This is a genomic window from Castellaniella sp. (genome assembly GCF_034674885.1).
Classification (GTDB): Bacteria; Pseudomonadota; Gammaproteobacteria; order Burkholderiales; family Burkholderiaceae_B; genus Castellaniella.
Window position 1 is genome coordinate 36,548 of sequence record NZ_JAUCDS010000026.1, and the last position, 6,000, is coordinate 42,547.

Below are 6,000 nucleotides of genomic sequence, written 5' to 3' on the forward strand. Positions count from 1 at the left end.
CATGACGGTGCAGTGCTGCACCAGAATCGTGGCCCGTATCAGTACAGCGACAGCTGCACCGGATGACGCCCCGATGGCGAATCGCCCGCCGGCTCCAGCTTGCTGGCCCGCACGCCCAGCAAGCGCAGGCGACGATCCAGCGTCACCCGCTTCAGGCACTGTCCGGCTGCCCGGTGGATGGCATCGGCATCGCCCACGGCCTCATCCAGGGTCAGGTCCCGGGTCACAATGCGGAAATCGTCGAAGCGCAGCTTGATGCCGATGGTGGCCCCGCGCACCTGCTTGCGCGCCAGGTCCTGGGCCAGGTGTTCGCACAGTTCGCGGAAAATGGTCGACAGCACGGCGCGATCCCGCACCACGTGCAGGTCGCGCTCGAACGTCGTTTCCCGGCTGATCGAACGCGGCTCTGATTCCATCACCACGGGCCGGTCGTCGATGCCGTGAGCGACGTCCAGCAGCCACTGCGCCATGCCCAGGCCAAAGGCATCCTGCAAGCGGTCGGGCGCGGCGGCCGCCAGTTGCGCGATCGTCTCGATACCCATGCCCTGCAGGCGACGGGTGGCCTTGGGGCCGATTCCGTTGACCTTGGACACCGGCAGCGGCCAGATGCGCCGCTGCAGATCGCCAGGGCCGATCAGCGTCAGGCCATCGGGCTTGTCCAGATCCGAAGCGATCTTCGACAGCAGCTTGTTGGGTGAAATGCCGATGGAACAGACCAGGCCGGTGGCATCGCGCACGGCCTGCTTCAACTGCCGCGCCAGGGTCTCGGAATCCTGCGGCAGATCGGTCAGGTCGATGTAGATCTCGTCAATGCCACGATCCTCGACCCGGGGCGCGATGGCGGCTACCGCTGCCTTGAACAGACGCGAATAATGACGGTAGGCGGCGAAGTTCACCGGCAACAGCACGGCATCAGGCGCCAGGCGGGCCGCCTTCATCATGCCCATGGCCGAATGCACGCCAAAGGCCCGCGCCTCGTAGGTCGCCGTGGTGATGACCCCGCGCCCGACATAATCCCGCAATCGCATGTAGCGTCCGTCCTGGGGGGGATCTCCGTGCCCGCCGATCACCACGGCCTGCCCGCGCAAATCGGGATAGCGCAACAGTTCCACGGATGCAAAGAAAGCATCCATATCCAGGTGGGCAATCCGACGAGCAGGTGATTCAGACATCGGGGGGATCATCGCTGCTATACTAGCCCGCTAATAAGATATATTTTAAATGAATCTATAACCCTGCCCTGTCCAAGGGCATTTCCCCGCACGCGAGGACCCATGCAAGCTGAAACCCCGAAACGATCGTCCCAGAAAACAGAGACCATGCGCCTGGTGGGCCTGCGCGGCCCCGACTGCGCCGACAAGCTGGACCGCATCCTGGCCGCGATCCCCGGCGTCGCCCAGGTCAGCGTGTCGCTGGCCGACGAAAAAGCCACTATCACCTTCGACACCGCCCAGGTGTCCACCCAGCGCCTGCAAGTCGCCGTCGCCGACGCCGGCTACGAGGCCATGAAGCCGGTCCACGGCGAAGACGGCAACTGCTGCGGCGGGTGCGGGGGATAAATTCGGACAGCAGGCAGTCCCTGCGGACTGCCTGCTGCCGAATTTATCCGAGTGGCCTGCAGGCCACGAGGTGGATGCCACAAACCAAGAAGCCCCTGCGGGCTGTCATGTGCCGGAATTATCCGAGGCGCCTGCAAGCGCCGAGGTGGGACGGTGCCACACCCTGCGGACTGCCTGCTGCCGAATTTATCCGAGTGGCCTGCAGGCCACGAGGTGGATGCCACAAACCAAGAAGCCCCTGCGGGCTGTCATGTGCTGGAATCATCCGGCCTCCGGCTCCACCAGCTCCGTACCGGCACGCGGCGCCCGCCGGTACGAATAGTGCATGAACACCAGCGACACGCACACCGCCCCGTACAACAGCATGAAGGCGCTGGAATACACCCCGGTGACGTCCAGCAGGACACCAAACAGAATGGGCAGGACAAATCCCCCCAGCCCGCCCGCCAGGCCCACCACGCCCGACACCGCGCCGATATTGTCGGAATAATCGTCGCTGATGAACTTGAAGACCGACGCCTTGCCGATCGCCATGGCTACCCCGACGATGAACAGCAGGGCAGTGAACACCGTGGCGTTCAACCCGATGTGCATCGACACCGGGCCGCTCAGGGTCTGGACCGTCATCTGCGTCTGCGGATAGGACAACAGGAAGAAACACACCCAGCACACCCACATCACCCACCAGGTGACGGTGTAGGCGCCGAAGCGATCCGAAAACCAGCCTCCCAGGGCTCGCAACACCCCGCCCGGCAGGGAAAAGATCATCGCCAGAAAGGCAGCCAGCGTCAGATCGAAGCCGTATTCCGCCACATAGTATTTCGTGATCCATAGCGCCAGCGCCACGTAGCCGCCGAACACCACGGAATAGTACTGGCAATAGCGCCAGACCCGGGGGTCCTTCAGCACGGCCAGCTGCTGCAGGATCCCCGCGCCGGTCGACACGCGATGCGCGGGATTCGAATGGCTGAACAGCCAGAACAGCACCGCCGTGCCCAGCATCAGCGCGGCATAGGCCTTGGGCAGCATGGTCCAGCCGAAGGCACCGATCACCAGGGGCGCGACGAACATGTTCAGAGCGGACCCTGAATTGCCGGCGCCGAACACCCCCATCGCGAACCCGCGTCTCTCCGGCGCGAACCAGCGGGCCACATAGGGCGTCCCCACGGAAAACGTGCCGCCGGCCAGGCCGACGAACAGGGCCAGGATCAGGAACTGCGCGTAGGTCGTGGCATACGCCATCAAGTACAGGGGCGGCACACAGACCAGCAGCACCAGAAAGAACACGATGCGCCCGCCAAAGCGGTCCGTCAGCATGCCCAGGGGCACGCGGATCAGCGACCCGGTCAGGACCGGCGTGGCGATCAGCAAGCCAAACTGGGTTTCGCTCAAGGCCAGCTCGGCCTTCAGCGGCACGCCCAGCACGGAAAACATCGTCCAGACGGCAAAACAGACCGTGAAAGCGAAGGTACTGGAAAACAGGACGGACAGCGCCTGGCGCGATGCGGGCCTGGATGCGGTTTCTGATGACATGAGGGCCTCCCGTTGAGGAATCAACGTGTTCACCGCCCATCATATCCACACTATCAGTGCCGGTATATGATCTGGATCAGCAGGCAGTGCCCTCCGGGCAGGCTGTCCACAGACCGCAGGCCCTCAGCGCAAGACCGCCTCGTGCCGGCGCCATCAACAAACAGCCCCGGCGCATCGCCAGGGCTGCAGGTTCCCGAACGGGGGAGATGCCCGGACGGCTTATTCCACCGTCAGCGTGACCTTGATGTTGTTGCGCGTGGCATTGGAATACGGGCAGACCACGTGGGCCTTCTGCACCAGGTCGGCCAGTTTGGCATGATCCACGCCGGGTGCGGAAATTTTCAGCTCCACCGCGATGCCGAAGCCCGTCGGGATGGGACCGATGCCCACCGAACCGGCCACCCGGGTGTCGGCCGGCAGCTTGACGTTTTCCTTGCCGGACACCAGTTTCAATGCCCCCAGGAAGCAGGCTGAATAGCCTGCAGCGAACAGCTGTTCGGGGTTGGTGCCGGGACCGGCATCGCCGCCCAGTTCCTTTGGAACGGACAGCTTGATATCCAGGCGGCCATCCGAGGATTTGGCGCTGCCGTCGCGACCGCCCGTCGCGGATGCATGGGCCGTGTAGAGAACGTTTTCGACTGTCATGGTGGGACTCCAGGTGGTGCGGTTCAAAAGGAAAGCCTCGGCACCACAGACGGCGGCTTGCCTGACGGCGAATCACTGAGGCAGCACAGGGCACCCGGCCCCGGCCCGTCAGCGTTTTGCCAGATGTTCTTCAGCGACGGACGCGCCCTGCAAATGCGCCCGCAGTTCTTCGAGTTCCGCTTTCAGCACGTGCGCCTGGGCAGGCGTGCAGCCGGTAGCGCACAGCACCCCCTGCGGAATGCCATCGGCCCGGTGGCGCAAGGCCTGCCCCGCCGAGGTCAATGAAACCAGCACCTGGCGCTGATCGGCCTGCGCGCGATCCCTGCGCAGCAGGCCCAGGGCCTGCAGACGTTTGAGCAAGGGCGTCAGGGTGGCGGAATCCAGATACAGGCGATCACCCAGGGCCGAAACCGTCAGCCCATCGGTTTCCCACAGCACCAGCATGACCAGGTACTGCGGATAGGTCAGGCCCAGACCGGCCAGGTGGCGGCGATAGGTCTTGCCCATGGCCAGCTGTGCGGAATACAAGGCAAAGCACAACTGGGCATCCAGCGTCAGGTGCCGGGGCGATTCCATCGGCGAGGAATGTTGATGCGCGTCCATGTCTTCATGTTAAATCGCACGCTATTTAATAGCAAGCAATGATTTCGAATCGACCTGAGGACAATCGATATGGCGTTTCTCGTCCCCACCATAGCCGGTCGCCGGATCCGGCTCGTTCAGATCCAGCCCATCGTCGCGCATTGTGCATAATATCGGGCAGCCAGAGGCCCCGGTGTGCCGTTCGGCAAAGCGCGGCTGCGTGCCATCGGCGCCTGGACCAGGCGGTTGCGCAAGGCCAGGGGGCCAAGCGCTCAATAGACCGTCTCATTATTGATACGAAACACTCTTTATCCCATGACTGAATCCCTGGACTGCATCATTATCGGAGCCGGCGTCGTCGGCCTTGCCGTAGCGCGCGCCTGCGCCCTGTCCGGCCGGGAAACCCTGCTGCTCGAAGCTGAATCGGCGATCGGCACCGGCACCAGTTCGCGCAACAGCGAAGTCATCCACGCCGGCATCTACTACCCTCAGGGGTCGCTAAAGGCCCGGCTCTGCGTGCAGGGTCGCCAGGCGTTGTATGCCTATTGCACCGCGCGCGGCGTGGCCCATCGGCGCTGCGGAAAACTGATCGTCGCCACCCAGGAAGCGCAACAGGATCGCCTGCGGCAGATCGCCGCCGCCGCAGCCGCCAACGGGGTGGACGACCTGCGCTGGCTGGACCGCCGCCAGGCACAATCCCGAGAACCCGCCCTGCAATGCGTGGCAGCACTGGAATCCCCATCGACGGGCATCATCGACAGCCATGGCCTGATGCTGGCCCTGCAGGGCGACCTGGAAAACGCCGGCGGCCTGCTGGCGCTGCGAGCGCCGGTCCTGGGCGGCACCGTCCTGACAGGGGCCGGCGCGGGCATCCTGCTGCGCATCGGCGGCGAAGAGCCCATGGAGATCATCGCCCGCCAAGTCATCAACTGCGCGGGGCTGCACGCGCAATCGCTGGCCGCCAGCATCCAGGGCGTCCCGCCCGCCAGCATCCCGGCCGGCCGCTATGCCAAAGGCAATTACTACGCCTTGTCGGGCAAGTCCCCATTTTCACGCCTGATCTACCCGGTGCCCGAGCCCGGCGGCCTGGGCGTGCACCTGACGCTGGACCTGGCCGGCCAAGCGCGGTTCGGGCCCGACGTCGAATGGGTGGACGCCATCGACTATGCAGTGGCCCCCGCTCGCGCCAACGGCTTCTATGCGGCCATCCGCCGCTACTGGCCCGAATTGCCGGACCAGGCCCTGCACCCCAGCTATGCCGGCATCCGGCCGAAACTGGTGGCAGCGGGCGGACAGGATGCGGACTTCATGATTCAGGACGCCGCCACCCACGGCGTGCCCGGCCTGATCAATCTGTACGGCATCGAATCGCCGGGCCTGACGTCCTGCCTGGCCATCGCCGACGAGGTCATGCGGCGCATGGTCCTGTAAGCCCGCCGATATGATGTCCCCCGGCGACTGAAAGCACGCTGCACAACCCATCCGTCGATGTCCATTGCCGCCGGTGCATAATCATGGGCATCGTCCATCACAACCAGGAACCCGACATGATCCGCGAAATGGCCCACATTACCGTCAAACCCGGCACCCAGGCCGACTTTGAAGCCGGCGTGCAGAAAGCCCTGCCCCTGTTCCAGCGGGCGCGCGGCTTTCACCGCCTGGAACTGCACCACGTCATCGA

General features: G+C 64.5%; 7 protein-coding genes. 3 read left to right on the plus strand and 4 right to left on the minus strand.

Annotation, left to right across the window (positions count from 1 at the left end):
• Positions 1–38: 38 nt before the first annotated feature.
• The gene (gene dinB, locus VDP74_RS12825; RefSeq protein ID WP_323000031.1) at positions 39–1,172 is read right to left on the minus strand and encodes a DNA polymerase IV; all 1,134 of its coding nucleotides are present in this window, start codon (positions 1,170–1,172) and stop codon (positions 39–41) included.
• Positions 1,173–1,274: 102 nt separating this feature from the next.
• Between dinB and VDP74_RS12830 the strand changes: the two genes are divergently transcribed.
• The gene (locus tag VDP74_RS12830) at positions 1,275–1,559 is read left to right on the plus strand and encodes a heavy-metal-associated domain-containing protein (protein ID WP_323000032.1); all 285 of its coding nucleotides are present in this window, start codon (positions 1,275–1,277) and stop codon (positions 1,557–1,559) included.
• Between the two features lie 261 nt (positions 1,560–1,820).
• Here the strand turns inward: VDP74_RS12830 and VDP74_RS12835 are convergent, their stop codons facing one another.
• The 3 genes from VDP74_RS12835 to VDP74_RS12845 form a co-directional block, all read right to left on the minus strand.
• Positions 1,821–3,092 (minus strand): nitrate/nitrite transporter, encoded by a 1,272-nt coding sequence (locus VDP74_RS12835; protein WP_323000033.1) that lies wholly within the window; start codon positions 3,090–3,092, stop codon positions 1,821–1,823.
• Positions 3,093–3,311: 219 nt separating this feature from the next.
• On the minus strand, positions 3,312–3,737 hold the full coding sequence (locus tag VDP74_RS12840) for an organic hydroperoxide resistance protein (RefSeq protein ID WP_323000034.1): 426 nt from the start codon (positions 3,735–3,737) through the stop codon (positions 3,312–3,314).
• 108 nt (positions 3,738–3,845) lie between these two features.
• The gene (locus VDP74_RS12845; protein WP_323000035.1) at positions 3,846–4,340 is read right to left on the minus strand and encodes a MarR family transcriptional regulator; all 495 of its coding nucleotides are present in this window, start codon (positions 4,338–4,340) and stop codon (positions 3,846–3,848) included.
• Positions 4,341–4,634: 294 nt separating this feature from the next.
• On the opposite strand from VDP74_RS12845, the gene VDP74_RS12855 reads away from it, so the two are divergent.
• Both VDP74_RS12855 and VDP74_RS12860 read left to right on the plus strand, forming a co-directional pair.
• The gene (locus VDP74_RS12855; protein ID WP_323000036.1) at positions 4,635–5,750 is read left to right on the plus strand and encodes an NAD(P)/FAD-dependent oxidoreductase; all 1,116 of its coding nucleotides are present in this window, start codon (positions 4,635–4,637) and stop codon (positions 5,748–5,750) included.
• A gap of 128 nt (positions 5,751–5,878) precedes the next feature.
• Positions 5,879–6,000, plus strand: a 122-nt coding sequence (locus tag VDP74_RS12860; protein WP_416232988.1) for an antibiotic biosynthesis monooxygenase family protein, incomplete at its 3' end; no start/stop codon positions are given.